Genomic DNA, 19556 nt, shown 5'->3' with positions numbered 1-19556 from the left:
GGCGGGCTCCGGCCGCCGCATGCGCCTTTATGGGAGGCGTTCACTACATATGCACCAGGTATTAAGTAACAAGAAGGCGATTGCGGTTTTTGTTCTCCCTTCTCTGATTTTGTTTGCACTCGTCGGCTTTGTTCCGATCCTGCAATCCGTCTACTACAGCCTGTTGGATTGGGACGGCATCCAGCCGGCCAAGTTCGTGGGGCTGGCCCTGTATAAGGATCTGTTCGTGACCGACACGTACGGCATGGAATTTGGCCATTCGGTCTTGAATACCGTTTATTTGGCCGTTCTGTCCGTCTGCCTGCAGCTGCCGGTTTCGCTTATATTGGCTTTGATCCTCGCCCGGGGCGTCAAGGGGGAGAAGCTGTACCGGACGCTTTTTTTCGTCCCCGTGCTGGTTTCGTCCGCGGTCATCGGCCTGATGTTTTTAACGATCTACAATCCGAACTACGGCATTCTGAACCATTTTCTGGAGCGGATCGGGTTGGCATCGTGGACGCATGACTGGCTCACGGAAGACCGTACCGCTTTATTCAGCGTCATGATTCCGATCGTATGGCAGTATGTCGGATACCACATGCTTCTGATGTATGCGGCGATCAAAGGAATACCCGAAGATTTGTACGAGGCCGCGAAAATCGACGGGGCTTCGGAGATCCGCTCCGCGTTTTCCATCACGATTCCTTTGATGGTGCCGATCTTAAGGGTTTGCGTCATTTTTGCGGTGATCGGCTCGCTCAAATTTTTCGACCTGGTCTACATCATGACCGGAGGCAAAGCCTCGCCGTCCACCGACGTGCCCAGCACGCTGATGTATACCACCATTTTCAATCGGAACATGTACGGTTACGGAAGCGCGATGGCCGTGTTTATGGTCGCGGAATGCCTCGTCTTTTATTTGATCCTGCAAAAGCTGCTGCGCACGCGGGAAGAGAAGGAGGAAGGAAGATGACGCTTGCCCGGGGACGAAGATGGATCCGCGTCGGACTCCAAATATTGCTTATCGGATTTGCCGTCATCCAGTTGTATCCATTGCTTTGGCTCGTTCTGACTTCGTTCAAAAGCAATATGGAGATCACCGGAACGAACGTGATGGGCCTTCCCGGCAAATGGCTGTGGTCCAATTACGAATATATTTTTTCGGGTTCGACGCTCGGCAGAAACCTCATCAATAGCTTGGCCTACACGGCGATCACCGTCGTGGCCTCGGGGCTCCTCGCCTCCATGGTGTCCTATGCGATCGTGCGCATGAAATGGAAATGGAGCAAGCTCGTGCTCGCCTTCTTTATGTCGGGGCTGATGATCCCCGTGCATGCGACGCTGCTGCCGGTATTCCTGATGCTGAAGGCGACCAGCCTGTTAAATACGCCGTGGGCGCTGGTCATCCCTTATACCGTCAATGCGCTGCCGAGCACCATATTCATTTTGATCGGATTTTTCTCGGCGCTCCCCAAGGAATTGGAGGAAGCCAGCGTCGTGGACGGATGCAGCATTTATCAGATGTTTTACCGGATCATGCTGCCGCTGGTCAAGCCGGCTTTGGTGTCGACCTCGATTTTCACGTTCCTTTCCGCCTGGAATGAGCTGATGTTCGCCAATACGTTCATCAACAATCCGAAGCTGATGACGATTACGGTGGCCATTAATGCTCTGAAAGGGGCTTACTCGACGGAGTACGGCGCGATGGCGGCAGGCATGGTGCTTGCGACGCTTCCGGCGGTCCTCATTTACGCCCTGCTGAGCGAGCAAGTCCAAAAAAGTATCGTTGCCGGGGCCGTCAAGGGATGACTTTCGCAAGATTGTAGTCCAAGAAAGGCATGAAGGATGCTATAATCATAATAATCATTCGGTAGACCAGACTGGCGGCAGGGGGCGCATGAGGTGAAATTCACCAAAATCAGAACCCAAATGATGTCCTATTTTATCCTGCTGCTTGCAGCCTCCTTGCTCATCAGCAGCGTACTGTACCAAAAAATCAACCGGAACCTGGCGGAAAGCAAAATCGCCGACGTGTCGGACCAAACGTTATATGCGATCCGGTCCAGCCTGCAATCCTTGTTCGACAACACGAATAAATATTCCCAGCGGATCATCGCGAACAGCACGATTCAGGAGATTTTGCAGACCGACTGGAAAGACGAAGGGATCGTCGAATCGAATCAAATCGTACAAAGAGTGTTATACGAGATTCTCCTTGCAGAACCCACGATCTCTTCCGTATATTTGATCCGCAACGACGATCTTTATTATTCCGTAGACGACCTCAAGTTAGGACTTACTGTTGAAAGCGTTCGCAAGGCGCCCTGGTACCGGGAGGTGCTCGAAAAAAACGGGAGCTACATTTGGAGAATCGACGCGGGCGGCATCCTGAACGCGGGGCAAAGCGGGGAACGTTATTTGTCCCTCATCCGCTCGGTCAACGATTTGAACACCGCCAAACGGATCGGGATCCTGATCCTCAATGTTCCGATGTCCCAAATCAAAAAAAGCTACGAACGTTCCTTGGGCGACAACAAGATGGACCTCATGGTGATGAGGGAAAACGAGCTCTTAATTCCTTTTTCGCGGCCGGAGCTCCGGCAGTTTGCGGATTCGGAATCCTTCAGGAAACAGTCCTCCGGAACGACGCTTCAAAAAGCCGCCAAAGAAAGGTATTTGGTCGCAGCAAGCGAGGCCGACGGCTGGAAATACGCGACCGCCCTGAACCTTAGCGAATGGTCCAACCCTTACGGGCCGATCAACCGGGTGCTGATTCCGATCGTCCTGTTTAACTTCGTATTCATATTCTTAGGTTCCATCTGGATCTCCAGGTCCATTACATACCCGATCCTAAGCCTGTTGAAATCCATGCGGAAAGCGGAATCCGGGGAGTTCCAGCAGGTGCGGCTCACGTCCCGTTCCGGCGAAATCCGGCAGCTTCAGGACCGGTACAACAGCATGATTACGACGATTGAGGAGGCCATCCTCCGGGAGAAGGAAGAGCAGCGGACGCGGCGCAAGCTCGAACTCGATATTTTGCAGCAGCAGATCAAACCCCATTTCCTGTATAACGCATTGGAATCGGCGGGTTACCTGACGTTGACCGGGGAACGCCACGAAGCGTACGGCCTGATCACGGCGCTTGCCCAATATTATCGTTTGAGCCTGAGCAAAGGCAGCGAAGTGATTCCGCTCGAAAAAGAATTCGAAATCGCCAAAAATTATTTGTTCATTCAAAACATGCGTTATCCCGGATTGTTCGAATCCGTGTTTGAACTCGACGAATGTGCGCTGGGCGTTCCCGTTCCGAAGCTGACGCTGCAGCCGCTGGTGGAAAACGCGCTTTATCACGGCATCCGGCCGATGGGACAGGCGGGGACGATCAAGGTGGCCGCAAAAGCCGCGGACCGCTGCATCACGCTGACCGTCGAAGACGACGGCGTCGGCATCGACGCGGACCGGCTGGCGACGATCCAGGACGGCCAGCTTACCCGCAACGCGTCAAGCTTCGGGCTTCGCGGGACCATCAAACGCCTGCAGCTGTATTATGGCGAAGGAATGACGTACTCCTTGTCCGGGGAGCCGGGCCGAGGGACCGTAATTACGATTGTCATACCCCAAACGGAGGACGCGACATGGAAAAACGAACCATCACGGCCATCGTCGTCGACGATGAGTTAAATGCGAGAAGGCTGCTGCCTGTGCTGATTGACTGGGATGCTTTAGGGTACCGTTTTGCCGGAGAAGCGTCAAGCGGCAACGAAGCCTTGGATTTGGTTGAAAGCTTAAGGCCGGATGTCGTTTTTACGGACATCAATATGCCGTATATGGACGGCTTGGAGCTCGCCCGACAAATCAGGGAAAGGGATCCGTTTGCCAAAATCGTGATCATGACGGCTTATGCCGAATTCGAATACGCCAAAACCAGCATCCGGCTCGGGGTGCAGGATTTTTTGCTCAAACCGCTGCAGCCCGAAGTGGTGTCAAAGCTTGCCGAGAGCTTAAAGCAGACGATCGAGCAGGAAACGGCCCATTGGAACGAATACCGCCTGATGCAGGACCAGCTCAAGCTGAACGCCGAACATGTAAAGGAAAAATTTTTGAACGATTTGTTGATCGGAACCGCCGATACCGGGGATCTGATCCGGAGGCACGCGTATTTTCTCGGAAGGACATTCGGCGATTTTTGCTCCGTGGCCGTGGTTGAAGCCAGGGCCGAAGGGGCAGCCACGGAGGAACACCGGCTGCTGCTGGGCATGGGGTGCAAAAGGATCGTCGAAAGCCTCGCCCAAGGCATGGAGGGCGTCGATGTTTTCCAGGATAACGCCGGACGCGTGGTCATGATGAATTGGAACCCCGAAACGGATCTGGAAAAGCTGGGGGAATTGAGCATTCGCGCGATCAGCGGCAAACTGGGCGGGCAGGCCTCGGTCGGCATCGGCGGCTCCTGCCGCGACCTTCGAAACATCAAGGACAGCTACCGGGAGGCCCTTGAAGCGCTGCGCTACGGAAAATTGACGGGCGGAGGCCAAGTGGTCAATTTCGGGGAAGAGTTCCGGCTGGCGGAAGGCTCGTGGGATTTGAACCTGCCCGAAATCGACGAAGCCATGTTTTTGATCAAAGCGGGGATGCAGGATCAAGCGGCCTTGCATATCGAACGGCTGTTCACGTCGTTGTCTTCGTCCCGGGCGATCACGATTGAACAGGCCTATTCCGTCTCGATCCATTTCATTTCCAGGCTGACCCAAACGTTATCCGAGCTCGGTTTTCATCAACTGCGGTCGAAGCTGCTCAAAGGCTCGCTGTACAACCGCATTTTCGGTTCCGGCACGATCGGCGAATTGAATCTCCTGCTGGCGGGATTGGCGAAGGAAGCGGCGGAATGCGTCCAAAACAACCGGCAGAAAAAAGCGAATAAAATCGTCGACGAAATCAAGGCCTACATTTCGGAAGCGTTTCGCAACCCCGATGTGTCGCTTGCTTCGGTATCCCGTGCCTTTCATCTCAATGCCAGCTACTGCAGCCGCATGTTCAAGCAGGAAACGGGGCAAAGCTTCACGGATTATTTGCTGAAGGTCCGCATCGAGGAAGCGGTGAAACTGCTGAACGAAACGGACTGGAAAGCCTATCAAATTGCCGAACAGGTCGGGATCAAGGACCCGTATTATTTTAGCCATTGCTTTAAAAAAGTGATGGGCGTATCCGTCCAGGAATTCAAACGAGCAACTTCGACGGCATGACCGGGCGGGACCGCTTGCCTTCAAGCGCCGCGGGGAGCCGGACTCGAAGGGAAAGGCCCAAAACGAATTCGATCCGCATCCAAAAAAAGGGGGAGTCCGAATTGAAAAAGCTGCCTTTTTACAGGGATACCTTTTTCAGCCGGCTGATCTTGTCATATACCGCGCTAGCGGTCCTGCTCCTTGGCCTTGCCGGGGGTTATTTGTATACGCAGGCCAACCGGATGATGGTGGACGAAATCGCCCGGGACAGCCAAAACCGGCTGGATACGGCAAAGGACTACGTGGAAAGGACGCTGCTTCGCAAATACGAGGATAACCTGCAAAACAAGGCCGTATCCACCGTGTTGATTCGCGACAGTTCGGATTTGAACGTGCTGCTGGATAACGGCTGGGAAGGCAATTTAAGCCGCATCGCTTCTTTTCGGCAGGATCTGGACATGTTTAAACAAGTCCTTGAAGGCGCTTTGAACGTGACGGTATATTTCCGAAAAGGCGAGTACGTCGTTGACAGCGGCAACTTTTATCTCCGCCCGGAACATTCCGAAGACGCTCGATTTATCCAGGGGCTGCAAACCTCCGATCTGAACCGGTGGATGGTCCGGACGCTGCCGAAAGGGGAAAAAGCGATGACTTATGCGGTCAATCTCCCGTACGGGACGCTCGGCAATTCCCCGAAAGGGTATTTGTTCATCGACGTCGATCTCGAATATTTGCAGCATGCCGTCGCCAACATTTTGAGCTCCCAAAGCGAAAGGCTTTATATTTTCGACCGGGGCGGACGCAACATCATGCAAACGGCAAGCGCGACCGAGGAAGAACTCCGGCTGCTTGAGCATTCGATCCGCTCCGGGGACGAAGGCACGAACATCGGCGAAAACGAAACCGGCACCATCGTCTTGTCCCATCTGAGCGGCATCAGATCGGAAAACGGCTTGACCTATGCGATGATCCGGCCGATGGATTCGTTCGTGCTTGCTTCGAAACAGCTGAAAGCCAAAATTTTCGCAGGCTGCGGTCTCGTCCTGCTGTTCGGGCTCGGCATATCGTATCTGATCTCCAGACGTTTTTATATTCCGATGAAACGGCTGATCCAGCATATCCGGAATTTGCCCGGGCTGCACCATGCGCATACCAACGAATACAAAATGATCGACAGCACGCTCAGCTTTATGGGCCAAAAAATCATGAGCCTGGAATCCCAAGCCCAGAAAAACGAAATGAAACATTTGGTGCTTGGCGCGAGCCTCGGCGTGGAGCATTTGGAGGCCCTGCCAAGGAACTGCCGCTACCAGGTGGCGCATATTCAGCTGGTCGAAGGACGCAGCGAGCAGTTTAAGGAGTGGCTCGAACTTGCCCGGCATGATGTCCCTCACGAGTTGATCGTCTTAAATCCGCAGGAGGCCGCCATCGTTTTTTTCCTGGCCGAGGGCACCGCGACGAACGAAGCGTCGATTGCCTCGGAATTTGCGAGATTGAAGCAGGAAGCCGGATACGGGCTGCGCTTCGGTGCGGGGATCGGAACGGCGGTTCAGGCGATCGAAGAAATTCCGCTTTCCTATCGCGTGGCGCATCAAGCATACCGTTACCGGTTCATCTACGGGCCGGAGGCGGTGGTCCCCCATTCAAGGATTGCCGCATTGGATCCGAAACCGCATTTGTTTTCCCTGGAAGTATTCCAAAATGCGCTAAAGGCCGGAGACGTCGCCGGGGCGGACCGGTTCATAGACGAAGTCCATGCCGTTTTGACGGAGAGAAACCTTCAGCTTGAAGCGGTGGAGCTGGCGCTTTTGCAGCTGGTCTCCGCGCTGTACGAAACCGTCATTGAACTGGAGCTGCAGCAGCTCGTTCCGCCGTTCAACCTGTTCGATGAGCTGAAAAAGGATACGCTTGCGGACACGATGGCTTCGATTCGCGATTTGTCCGAACGGATCGGGATTCATGTGCGGGATTCGAGCAACCATGCGCACGAGGAAGTCATTTTGAAGCTGAAAACCTACATCGACCAGCATCTGCACGAAGAACTCTCGCTTAACGTCTTGTCCGAAGTCGCATCGCTGGCGCCTGCCTATATCTCAACCTTGTTCGGAAAAGTGATGAACGAATCGTTTACCGAATACGTAACCCGGACGCGCCTCGGCAAGGCGGCCGACCTGCTGTTGCAAAACGAAAAAATGTCCGTTTCGGATATCGCTTCGCGCGTCGGCTACCGGAACATCCAGTATTTCCATACCAAATTCAAAGCCCGCTACGGAGTCACGCCGGTGCAGTACAGGCAAAGGAAAGCAGCCGCGGGAGACGAGGGCAAAGTCCCTTACGAACAGCCTTTTTAGGCTGTTTTTTCGTTTTTTAAAGAATTTGCAATGCGGATTTTAAAAAAATTGCAAGCCGCAATTGAAAGAAATCCAACAAAATCGAATGAATTTGAAATGGAAAAAGCGCTTTCATTGCTTTAAAGTAGGCGTAGCAAATGAGGTGAACAACACAATGATCGAAAGGAGATGAGAAGCATGAATCCGGCAAACGCCTCGGAAGTGCGCGCCGCGAAGAAGGTCGGCCGAAAAACGGAATCGAGAATCGCGCACAATTGGAAACGGTACAAAAAAAACAAATACCTTTTCCTGCTGCTGTTTCCCGTGCTGATCTGGTATGTCGTCTTCCATTATGCCCCGATGTACGGCGTCCAGCTCGCGTTTAAAGATTTCTACATTATGAAAGGCATTTGGGAAAGCCCGTGGGTGGGATTTAAGCATTTCCATTATATGTTCGTCATGTCCCCGGACTTTTGGAAAATCATGCGGAACACGCTCGTGATCAGCTTCTACCACATCGTGTTCGGTTTTCCGGCACCGATTATCCTGGCTTTGCTGTTTAACGAAATCCGGTTTACGCTGTTCAAAAAAATCGCCCAAACGATTTCCTATTTGCCTCATTTTTTGTCGTGGATCGTTCTCGGCGGCATTCTGATCATGCTGTTGTCCCCGAATACCGGCGTCGTCAACGATCTGATCAAAATGCTCGGATTCAAACCGATCTATTTTCTGGGGGACGAGACGTATTTCCGGTTTACGCTGGTCGTCTCGGCGATCTGGAAGGAAGTCGGATGGGGGATGATCATTTATCTGGCGGCACTGGCCGGCGTTGATCAGCAGTTATACGAAGCGGCTGTCATCGACGGCGCGAACCGCTGGAAGCAAACGCTGTACATCACGATCCCGTCCATTCTCCCGGTCATCTCTATCCTGTTGATCCTGAGGGTCGGCGGCATTCTGGACGCCGGTTTCGACCAGATCTTGAACTTGTATTCGCCCGCCGTATACGGCGTGTCGGACATTTTGGATACGTACGTTTACCGGGTCGGTCTGCAAAACGGGCAATACAGCTTAACGACGGCCGTCGGATTGTTCAAGAACGTCGTAGCCCTTATCCTGGTGCTGACCACCAATTTCATCGTCAAAAGGATGGGCCAGGAGGGTGTCCTGTAACCCATGAACGAAAGGAATGAACAAGCATGACCGTCAGCTTCGGCGAAAAGGTATTCCAGGTTTTTTTGATCCTGTTTATCGCGCTGTTGTGCATTTGCATGATTTACCCGTTTATCCACGTGCTTTCGATTTCTTTCAGCTCGGCCGGGGAAGCGGTTCGGCCCGGCATGCACTGGTTCCCGAAGGAGATATCGTTTTTCGCCTGGAAGCGGGTGCTAAGCGACAGCACCATTTGGCTTGCCCTCGGAAATACGGTGTTCCGCACCGTCGTCGGGACGTTTCTTTCGCTGCTGTTTATGTCGATGGGGGCCTATCCGCTCGCCAAAAAGCATCTTCCCCACCGTCAGTTTTACACGATGGTCATCATCGTCACGATGTTTTTCAGCGGAGGCCTGATTCCGTCCTATCTCCTGGTCAAATCCCTGGGACTCATCGATTCCCGCTGGGCATTGATCATCCCGGGCCTGATCAGCACGTATTCGATGCTCATTCTCCGCAATTTCTTCATGAACATTCCGGCGGAGCTGGAGGATTCGGCCAAGATCGACGGGGCCAACGATTTGCGGATTTTGTTCACGCTCGTCATCCCGCTGTCGAAGCCGGTTCTCGCCACGTTGGCGCTCTGGTCCGCGGTAGGGCATTGGAACGCATGGTTCGATGCGATGCTCTATCTGCAGGATCAGTCGCTCATCGTCCTGCAGCTGTTTTTAAGAAGGCTCGTGATCACGGCCGAAGGCGGCGCGATTTTGACCGTGGACGAGATGTTCAAGACGGCGGAAACGATCAAAGCCGCCACGATCATGTTTACCGCCCTGCCGATCCTGATCGTCTATCCGTTTCTGCAGAAGTACTTTGTTAAAGGCACGATGGTAGGGTCGCTGAAAGCATAAGCGTTTAACCGGACGTTCTTTCGGAACGATCCGTTTAAATCCAAGGATTTTTCCAAAATCCTCATAGATTCATGAAGAACTCAAAAAGGGAGGACTCACCGATGAGACGAAGAAAAAGAGGCTGGCTTGGCGCAATGGGCATCGCCCTGGCCGTATCGCTCGCAGCCACCGGCTGCGGCGGCAAGGAATCCGGCACGGATTCGCAGACGAAAGGGGCGCAAGGGACGCCGGAGGGGAAAGAGGCTCCGATCGAAATCGTCTGGGCCAACAATTTCAACGCCCCGAGCATCGACGGCAACTACGTGCAAAAGCAGCTGGAGGAGAAGTTCAACGTCAAGATCAAAAACGTCAAATTCGAGCGCCAGTCATGGAAGGATAAGTTCAACATCTTGCTGGCTTCCGGACAAATCCCGGACATTTTCCCGATCGACGCCAACGAAACGGATATGGCCATGTGGGCGGATCAGGGCATCATTGCCAGCATCTCCCCGGACGAAATCAAACAAACGATGCCGAATTACGCCAAAGCCCTCGAAGCTGTGGATGCCGGAGCCTGGGACGTCGGCTTCTACAAAGGCAAGAACTGGGGGATTCCGAAAGTGTGGCCCGCAGGGAACGAAGGTTTCATTCCCGGGTATAACGAAGGCTGGCTGAAAAAAGTCGGCTATAACGAACCTCCCCAAACGCTCGAGGAGCTGGAGGACGTGTTGACCAAATTCGTCAATAACGATCCGGACGGCAACGGCAAAAAAGATACGTACGGTCTGTCCGGCCGAGGCAAGCTGCCGGCGCAGATGTTCACCTCCGTCTTCTCGGCTTTCGGCGTGTCGCCGTACCAGTTTAAACTGGGCGAGGACGGCAAGGTCGTGTGGGGAGGCATTACGGAAGAGACGCGTTCGGCGCTCAAGCTGCTGAATAAATGGTACAAAGGAGGACTGATCGATCCGGAATTCATCACGACGGACAACAACGAGCTGAACACCAAATTCGCCGGGCAAAAGATCGGCATGGTCGACAACATGAAATGGGGCAACTTCTACAAGGAATCCGGATTTATCACGAAGCCGGGTTTGGACAACGGCCAGAACATCGTGGCAGGCAAACCGGTGATCGGTCCGGCCGGCAAAGCCTACGGCTTCTCGTACGGCGCGCGCCAGGCTCCCGTGCTGCTCGGCGTCCAGCTGGAAAAAGACGAAGCCAAACGGAAAAAGCTCATGCAAATCCTCGATTATGTCGCGACCGATCCCGAAGGCTGGCTGTTGACGACTTTCGGGCAGAAAGGCGTGAACTACGACATGGAAGGCGACCTGGTCGTGGCGAAGGAACTTCCGGAAGCCGAAGCCGGCAAAGTCGGTGCCGGAAGCTTCTACAATCCGCTGAACTCGGTGGATACGTCCATGGCGAAGTTCACGACGAGCAAGGAACTGCTCGATTTGAAAGCCAAGCTGGACGTCGGTTATGAGCCGCTTCAGGATATCGTCGGTCCCGCCGTATTGGACAGCAAAACGAAATATTGGACGAATCTTCAGACGCTCGAGGATTCTTATTTGATTAAAGCCGTCACCGGCGAAGCCGACACGGACAAAGCGTTTGACGATTTTAAAGCGCAGTGGCTGAAATCCGGCGGCCAAGAAGTGACGGACGAAGTCAACAAAATTTATGCGGAAAGAAAGGCAAAGTAAAAGGGATAACGACGGCCCCCGGCCGGAAACACGAAGGAAACGCGTGAACCTCCGGCCGGAGGTTCGTTTTTCGAAAGGAAGGGATGATATTGACGATCACCACCCATCGGTTGGTAACCTATCCGGCTCCTCCCGAAGCGGCGGGAAACGGAGATTTTAGGGTGCGCGTCCGGCAGGGGCAAGGCGAATGGCAGCCGCTCTTCAGCTATAACGTGAAGGTGGATATGCATAACGTCCGGAATGCCTCCATGGTTTATTTCGATTGTTCCGGTCCGGTCGAAATCGAAGTGAGGAAGAGCGAGGGGGAGATCCGGGAGGCCGTCGTGCGCCCTGTATCGGCCGGCATCCGGTGCAATTGCAGCGACGGGAACCGGGTGACGTTTTCGATCGACCGGCCGCGCAAGCTGTCGCTTGAGGTGAATGGAGACCGGTTCCATAACCTGCATATTTTTGCGAATCCGCTTGAGGAACATGCGCCCGATCCCGCCGATCCGCGCGTTTTGGCCATCCGGCCGGGCATGCATGCACCGGAGGAGCTCCTGCGGCAAATCGCGGGCAGCGTATCGGTCCTTTATTTCGAACCCGGTATGCATGAGCTCGCCGATCCGCAGCTCCGAATCCCTTCGGGCGTCACGGTATACATCGCGGGCGGCGCCGTCGTGAAGGGGGCGATGGTTTGCGATCGCGTGCAAGACGTGACGGTAAGAGGCCGCGGGCTGCTGTACATGTCCGATTTTGCGAAGGAAACGTATTATCGCGGCGTGGAGATCTCGTTCTCGCGCAACGTCGCGGTCGAAGGGATCATTACGGTCGATCCGCCGCATTACACGATCCTGATCGGGCAATCCGAGCAAGTTTCCATCCGCAACGTCAAAACGTTCAGCACGCGCGGATGGTCGGACGGCATCGACATGATGTCCGCTTCCCAGGTCAGCATCGACGACGTGTTTCTCCGGACGTCCGACGACTGCATCGCCGTTTACGGGAGCAGGGGGGAGTTTCATGGAGACAGCCGCAATGTCATTGTCCGAAATTCCGTCCTGTGGGCGGACGTCGCCCATCCGGTCATGATCGGGGTGCACGGCGACCACGGGCATGACGGCGACGTCATCGAAAACGTCGTTTTCGAGCATATCGACATTTTGGAGCATCATGAACCGCAAGACGGTTATTGGGGCTGCATGGCCATTAACGCGGGGGACAAAAATACCGTCCGCAACGTTGCTTTCAGCAACATCCGGGTCGAACAGTTCGAACTGGGGCGCCTGATCGACGTTCGCGTATTCCAAAATCCGAAATACAATCCGAGTCCCGGCTCCCGGGTGGAAAACATCCGTTTCGAGCAGGTTTCGTTCGAGGGGACTTGCGGCAATCCGGCAGTCATCGAAGGCTTTGACCCGGACCGGATCGTGGACGGCGTGCTGATCCGGGATTTGCGGATCAACGGCCGCCATATCCTTGACCCGGGGTCCGGGAATTTTGCGGTTGGCCATTTCACCCGGAATGTCCGATTCGAGTAAAACCCGAGCATTGAAATAAGACGGAGGTGTACAGGATGAAAGCTTGGACAAAACGCACGTTAGGCCATGCGATGATGCGCATGATGTCGGTTGCGGCATCCATTAGTTTATTGGCAGCGCTGCTGCCGCTGTCGCCGGAAGCCGCGGCGGCGGAAACGGCGGCGTCTTCGGTCATTACGGATGATATTCCGGCGATTCATGAAACGATTGATGAAAGCGGATTCAGGCATCCCGGGGCGGGGCTCACCAAGGATATTCTTGAAAACGTGAGAAACCAGGTCCGGGCCCAAAAGGAACCATGGAATACCTATTTTCATCAGATGCTTCTTTCCCCGGCTGCTTCCAAGACCGTCACCTCCAGCAACCAGAGCGGCGCGGATCCGACGAAACCGGCCAGCGACGCGTTTAACAGCCAAGGCTTCAATTCGAGGTTCATCGCGGACGGTTTGAAGGCTCATACCCAGGCGCTGATGTACGTCATTACGGGGGATGAGGTTTACCGGTCCAACGCCATGCACATCATCCGGATTTGGTCGCAGATGGACCCGGCGAAATACGCGTATTTTAATGATGCGCATATTCATACCGGCATTCCGCTCCACCGGATGGTTACGGCGGCGGAAATTCTCAGGTATACGGATACGAAAACGGAAGAGCTGAGGTGGACGGAAGAGGATACGGCCAAATTCACGACAAACCTGATCAATCCGGTCATCGACACCTTTCAGCACAACAACGGCCATTTTATGAACCAGCATCTATATTCGCTTCTGGGAGCGATGTCAGGGTATATTTTTACCGGCAACCGGGAGCGGTACAACGAAGGCGTGGAATGGTTTACCGTCAACAAAACGGCCGTGGACCAAGGCCAAAACGGAGCGATCAAAGCGTTGTTCCGGTTGGTGGATACCAACATATTGACCGGGGAAGAGGTCGATCCGCCAAGGGTGCAGCACGTTGAAATGGGCCGCGATCAGGCGCACGGCGCGGGAGACATCACGAACGTCGAAATCATATCGCGGCTGCTGCTCGCTCAGGGAACGAAGGTCGATCCCGTCGATGGGACGGTTTCCGACGCGGCGGACGCAGTGAATCCGTATGAATTTCTCGATCGGCGCATGTTGAAGGCGGCCGACTATTTCGCCCGCTTCATGATCGGCTACGACACGCCTTGGACGCCGGTCGCGGCGCACACCGACGGCTACGGCAATCCGACCATCGTCTACAAACAGTTGTCGGGGGCGTACAGAGGCAGAATCGGCGGGAACGTCTACGGCTCGTATTACTATTATAAATATGCGGCCGGAGTGAATATGGAGGAAGAAGCCCCGTATTTTGCCGAGATGTTTGCCAAACGGCTGCCTTTTTATTGGGAGTCTCCGGACGGCGGGGGCGATTACTGGCTGTTCATTCCGAAAGAGGCGGAGTCCGAAGGCGCAATGTTCCTGCCCAAAGCGATCACGAATCCGGAGGTCAGGGAGATCGAGGACCGCTTCACGTCTTTGGACGGCAACTCGGCGGCACAGCAAGAAGGGGACGTATCCTTCGTTCGGATCCGGGCAACGGAGCAAGGCAGCAAAATCGCGTTTGTCGGTTCCGCCGTCGGCGAGAAAAAAATAGGGTTTCGAATCCGGACGAACGGCACGGCCGAATTGCAGATGAATCTCGGGATCGACGACAGCATCACGCTGCCCGACACGAAGGGGCAGTGGAAATACGTGACTTACGCCATGAACGATTTCCAGTGGCTGGGGGATCTCATTTATTTCACCGTCAAAGGCGCGGGAACGACCGTGGACCTCGACCATGTCAACATTAAAGCGGGCGAACGCCTGACGCCTCCGGCTTTTAACGCGGGAAATGAAACTCTGAAGATATTCGGATATGTCGGATCGGACGCGGCCGTCACTTACGATTTTTCCGCTACGGATGCAGGGAGCGCCGATATCGTTACATACCAGATCGATGGGAAACCCGAGGGAGCGCTCATCGACGAGCATACGGGAGCGTTTTCCTGGAAGCCGGCCCAGGCAGGAACGTATTCGTTCGTCGTGTCGGCTTCGGACGGCATGACGGTAACGGCCAAGGACGTTAAAGTCGTGGTGGCCCAAGACCGCAAATCGGCCATCGATGCGGCGATTGCGCCATACGATGAGCATACGCGCTACATCGCTTCGACCCTGAAGCATTATCAGCAGGTGTATGCCGATGCATTGAGCGCCGTGACCAGTGCGTCGGACGAAGCCTTTTATCGGAAATTGGCGGAGCTGAGCCAAGCGGTGGAAAGCCTGCAGCTGTTGACGCCGCGGATTTCGGACGGCAGCATGAATTACCGGGATATGCTCGTTTCCTCCACCTTCGGCAATCAGGTGCCAAACCTGCTGGATGACTCTCCCGACAGCTTCGTCGGGTATTATCTGGCGCAAGATCGGACCCATTACCTGGATTTCGGGCCGGGTTATCAAGTGTCGGCGCATGCCTTCGAGCTTCAGGTCAGGGCCAGCTTCCCCGAACGGATCGGCGGCGTGGCCGTGTTTGGTTCAAACGATAAAGAACATTGGACCCGCCTGACGCCTGAAACCACCCGGCCGATCGAAGACATGCAAAGGCTGGAGGTGCAAGACGGGCTTGAAAACGAAACGTACCGGTTCCTGAAAATACAAATGATCGAACCCCCGGGCACCATGCTTGAGCTCGCTGAATTCCGGATTTTCGGCGAGCGCCACGAGATGCTGAATAAGCTGGAATCGGTTTCAATCCGCTCCGACGAAAGCCTTCGGAACCGGATCGTCTCAGGAGATACAATCAAGCTGTCCTTCAAAGCAAGCGAGCCGATTCAGGACGTCCGGGTTAAGATTCAGGGCGTGGAGGCGGACGCAAGCACGGACGACAACATGAATTGGAACGCGTCATTAGTGGCGGATGCGAACATCCCGAAGGGGAACGTCAAATTCAGCATTCGGTACAAAACGCAGGACGGGGCCGAAGGAACGGAAACGATTTTCACGACCGACGGGTCCAGCCTGTTTATCGCCGACGAGACGGGGCTGATCGGCAACGTGCTGGATATCGCCGCCTTAAGCGATTCGAGCGGAAGAAATCAGGCCGATTTGCTCAAGGCGGCGCGCAACCTGTTCGACGGCGACTTGGGCACGATAACCGATTTTCGCGTGAACGGCAGCGGGTACGGAGGGTACATTACCTTTGATTTTAAAGACGGAGGGCAGGCGACGCTGTCGAAGGTGGAACTGATTGCACGGCAGGATCAGTATTTTAACCGGATCAACGGCACCGTTGTTCAAGGCTCGAACGATAATGCGTCGTGGACGACCATCTCGCAGCCGGCCGTCTCTACGGCCGATTGGCAAACGTTAAACATCAGCGGCGCGGAGCCGTATCGCTATATCCGGATGTTTAACGGGGGAAACTGGTTCGGCAACATGGCCGAATTGAGACTGTACGGCGACGTGCGGACGGGCAATCTGATCGATGCGGTGTCGATCGGCTCGGAGCAGGGTTTGCGGGGCCGGATCGTGCCGGGGGACACGGTCACGTTGAATTTTAAATCCAAAGAACCGATCGGGGACGTCACGGTGACGATTCAAGGCCGGCAGGCAGAGGTTCATTCCGAAGACCAGGTCAACTGGACCGCGGCAGCGGCCATGGCGCAAGGTACGGCGGCAGGCGATGTCAAATTCGCCATCCACTATAAACGGCAGGACGGCACGGAAGGATTCCCGGCCTCGTCGACCACCGACAACACGTCGTTATTCCTCGTCGACGAATCCGATACGATCGATGTGCTTGCGCTTGCGGCGCTGAGCGATTCGAGCGGCAGAAACCAGGCGGACCTGCTTGCTTCGGCGCGCAACCTGTTTGACGGCGACCTAGGGACGATCACCGACTTTCGCGTAAACGGCAGCGGCTATGGCGGATACATCGCCTTCGATTTCAAAGAAGGCCGCCAAGCCGCGTTATCGAACGTGGAGCTCATCGCGCGGCAGGATCGGTATTTTACCCGAATAAACGGCACCGTCGTCCAGGGCTCCAATGACGGTTCGGCCTGGTCGACCATTTCTACCGTAGCAGCCTCTACGGAGGCGTGGCAAAACTTAAACATCACCGATCCGAACCCGTACCGATATATCCGGATATATAACGGAAACAACTGGTTCGGGAACATGGCGGAGGTCAGATTGCACGGAAGCGTGACGATGCAGGATACCGTGCCTCCAACGACGGCGGATAACGCGCCGCAGGGATGGGTCAACACGGACGCGACCGTTACCTTCAGCGCTTCGGACGCGGAATCCGGCGTCGCGGAAACCTGCTATACGGTTGACGGCGGGGAGGAGCAGGCCGGTAACTCCGTTACGCTGGGCGCGGATGGCGTGCATACGATTGTGTACTGGAGCGTCGACAAAGCCGGATACGCGGAGGAGCCGCATACGATTACGGTCAAAATCGACAAAACGCCACCTTCGTTCGACCTCCGTCTGAGCGAAACGGTCATTTGGCCGCCAAATCACAAAATGGTTCCGGTGCAGGCTTCAGTAAGCGCGGAGGACAACGGTTCAGGCATCGCATCCGTCCTGCTGACGTCCATTTCGAGCAATGAACCTGACGGGGACCCGGACGATATCGAAGCCGAGATCGGCTCGGCTGCTACGTCGCTCCGTCTGCGTGCGGAGAAATCCCGGGTTTATACCATTACGTATACCGCAACGGATAAAGCGGGCAATCAGACGGTCCGCACGGTCGCCGTCACGGTGCCGCATGATCAATCCGAACCGCAGTTCCATACCGAAGAATGAGGGGAAGGCCATCGCGCCTTCCTTTTTTGTGCCGAATATCCGGGGGGCTCTTGGGCCCCGGCTGCCATGTCCCAAATCGACCCTTTTTTTTCAAAAAAAGCTGGAAATGGCCGCCGCTAAAGGGTATGATATAGGAAATCCTTATATATCCTATGAATATACTGTGAATTATTTATGAATCGGGTTTATGAATATATGTCGATGGAGACCCTGAGATGAACAAAATGAACAAAAAGAAGCGGGCCATCCCCCTTTTGCTGCTGTTAATCATTCTGTTGATCCCTTTTGGATTCAGTTATGCTTCTTTCCAGTCGAAGCAGACGGCCAACCAAGGAGCGGACGAATTTGTCCGCCGTCTGCAGGCCGTCATGAAGGGCAGCACGGCTTTTAAATTATCGGAGCTGACGCCGGTTGATTGGGATCATGCCTATATTTTTCATCCGTATACGACGAAAAGCGAAATGGAACGAATCGTTGGAAGTTCATGGACGACAAGCAGCTCTTTCATCGGGTATCTGCTGGACCGGACGTTCCTGGGCGCGTATCCCCTTGATGACGATTCGCTGAATAAGCTCGTTTTCACGAAAAACGGAAAGGTCGTGCTGGATGTCACCTTAAACCGCTCCATTGCCGACTTTACGTCCTTGAAAGAAATTTGGCGCGACAAGGAGCTGCTGCTGGGGACCGGAACAGATGGCGCAAATGTCGTCGGTTCGAAGCCATAATTCGGATGCCTGGCGTGGCTAGGTGGAACTTTCAATCCAAAGTTCGCCCAAAAATATGCTAGAATGGACATACAGATTCGATCATGTTAAACGAACCGGAGGAATCATCATGACGCAGATCACATCCGCTCCGGCGGTCGAGGTGGCTTTGTATACGATGTGCCTTGTCCAGGACGGCGACAAAGTGCTGCTGCTGAACCGCCCGAGCAAACGGGGCTTTCCGGGCTATATCGGCCCCGGAGGCAAAGTGGAGTTTCCCGAGAGCTTGACGGAAGGCGCCATCCGCGAAGTGCGCGAAGAGACGGGATTGATCGTCAAAGACCTGGTCTATAAAGGGCTGGATGAATTCGTCGATCCCGCGACGAACTACAGGTACATGGTTTTTAATTATTTGGCGACTTCGTTCGAGGGGGAACTGCTCGAGAACCCGCCGGAAGGCGAACTGCTCTGGGTTCCGATCCGGGAAGCCACTTCGCTGCCGATGCAGGATTGGTTTAAGCGGCGTTTCCCGCTTTTTTTCGAGGAAGGCACTTTCGAAATCTACGAAGTCTATGACATGGAAAACAAAAAAACGCTGAAGGAAAGCGTCAAAAAGCTTTGAAAGTTTTATTTACATGCTTTTCATACGAGTTTGCGATTTCCCTCCTATAAGGGCTAAGACGCCAATCTATCAGATATCAAGATTTGAGCCTTGCCATTCATATCAAAGTTAGAATCGGGTGCGACTTGAATCAGGCATGGCATCTAGCTCGGCGGCAATTTGCTCAAATCGGATGCTCTAGCATGAAATGCGCGAGTGGCTATAACAAATGATAGATTCTCTTCATAACATATATCAATCCTATGAGAAGGAGTTGATCATATGTTGGATGAGATTTTAGGAGAAGGCACTCGCGGCGAGGGTACTCGCGGCGAGGGTACTCGCGGCGACCGTACTCGCGGAACGCGCGGCGACCGTACTCGCGGAACGCGCGGCGACCGTACCCGCGGCACTAGAGGCGACCGTACTCGCGGAACGCGCGGCGACCGTACCCGCGGCACTAGAGGCGACCGCACTCGTGGAACGCGCGGCGACCGTACTCGCGGCACTAGAGGCGACCGTACTCGTGGAACGCGCGGCGACCGGACAAGAGGACGCACTCGCGGCTCCCGTGGCAATCGCAGCCGGTAATGCTTCGGGCAGAGTACTCGCAATCTTTGGGGATTCAGCATCTCCCCGGCTGC

General features: G+C 54.6%; 12 protein-coding genes. All 12 read left to right on the top strand.

The features are described 5' to 3' along the window. Nucleotides 1-49 precede the first annotated feature (49 nt). The 12 genes from AC27KL_RS12350 to AC27KL_RS12295 all read left to right on the top strand — a co-directional run bounded on the left by AC27KL_RS12350 (nt 50) and on the right by AC27KL_RS12295 (nt 18933). Nucleotides 50-952, top strand: a complete 903-nt coding sequence (locus AC27KL_RS12350) for a carbohydrate ABC transporter permease (protein WP_487169868.1) — start codon at nt 50-52, stop codon at nt 950-952. Next, entirely contained in the window at nt 949-1788 is an 840-nt protein-coding gene (locus tag AC27KL_RS12345; protein WP_487169867.1) for a carbohydrate ABC transporter permease, read from the top strand. Before AC27KL_RS12350 ends, AC27KL_RS12345 begins: the two co-directional genes overlap by 4 nt. A 93-nt stretch (nt 1789-1881) precedes the next feature. Further along, nucleotides 1882-3660, top strand: coding sequence for a cache domain-containing sensor histidine kinase (locus tag AC27KL_RS12340; protein ID WP_487169866.1), 1779 nt, complete (start codon nt 1882-1884; stop codon nt 3658-3660). Next, entirely contained in the window at nt 3615-5219 is a 1605-nt protein-coding gene (locus AC27KL_RS12335; protein WP_487169865.1) for a response regulator, read from the top strand. Before AC27KL_RS12340 ends, AC27KL_RS12335 begins: the two co-directional genes overlap by 46 nt. A gap of 101 nt (nt 5220-5320) precedes the next feature. Beyond that, nucleotides 5321-7549 (top strand): helix-turn-helix domain-containing protein, encoded by a 2229-nt coding sequence (locus AC27KL_RS12330; protein WP_487169864.1) that lies wholly within the window; start codon nt 5321-5323, stop codon nt 7547-7549. Nucleotides 7550-7726: 177 nt separating this feature from the next. Then, complete coding sequence (locus tag AC27KL_RS12325) at nt 7727-8701, top strand: ABC transporter permease (RefSeq protein WP_487169863.1); 975 nt, start codon at nt 7727-7729, stop codon at nt 8699-8701. 26 nt (nt 8702-8727) lie between these two features. Further along, nucleotides 8728-9591, top strand: coding sequence for a carbohydrate ABC transporter permease (locus AC27KL_RS12320; protein ID WP_487169862.1), 864 nt, complete (start codon nt 8728-8730; stop codon nt 9589-9591). A gap of 101 nt (nt 9592-9692) precedes the next feature. Beyond that, complete coding sequence (locus AC27KL_RS12315) at nt 9693-11273, top strand: extracellular solute-binding protein (RefSeq protein WP_487169861.1); 1581 nt, start codon at nt 9693-9695, stop codon at nt 11271-11273. 83 nt (nt 11274-11356) lie between these two features. Then, complete coding sequence (locus AC27KL_RS12310) at nt 11357-12793, top strand: glycosyl hydrolase family 28 protein (RefSeq protein WP_487169860.1); 1437 nt, start codon at nt 11357-11359, stop codon at nt 12791-12793. A gap of 35 nt (nt 12794-12828) precedes the next feature. Beyond that, nucleotides 12829-17607, top strand: a complete 4779-nt coding sequence (locus tag AC27KL_RS12305; RefSeq protein ID WP_487169859.1) for an OmpL47-type beta-barrel domain-containing protein — start codon at nt 12829-12831, stop codon at nt 17605-17607. 215 nt (nt 17608-17822) lie between these two features. Continuing rightward, nucleotides 17823-18332 (top strand): hypothetical protein, encoded by a 510-nt coding sequence (locus AC27KL_RS12300; RefSeq protein ID WP_487169858.1) that lies wholly within the window; start codon nt 17823-17825, stop codon nt 18330-18332. A 109-nt stretch (nt 18333-18441) separates the two neighbouring features. Beyond that, nucleotides 18442-18933 (top strand): 8-oxo-dGTP diphosphatase, encoded by a 492-nt coding sequence (locus AC27KL_RS12295; RefSeq protein ID WP_339321156.1) that lies wholly within the window; start codon nt 18442-18444, stop codon nt 18931-18933. The last annotated feature ends 623 nt before the right edge of the window (nt 18934-19556 follow it).

This window comes from Paenibacillus sp. YAE3 (genome assembly GCF_057546105.1).
This window is presented reverse-complemented; position numbering and strand designations above follow the sequence as displayed.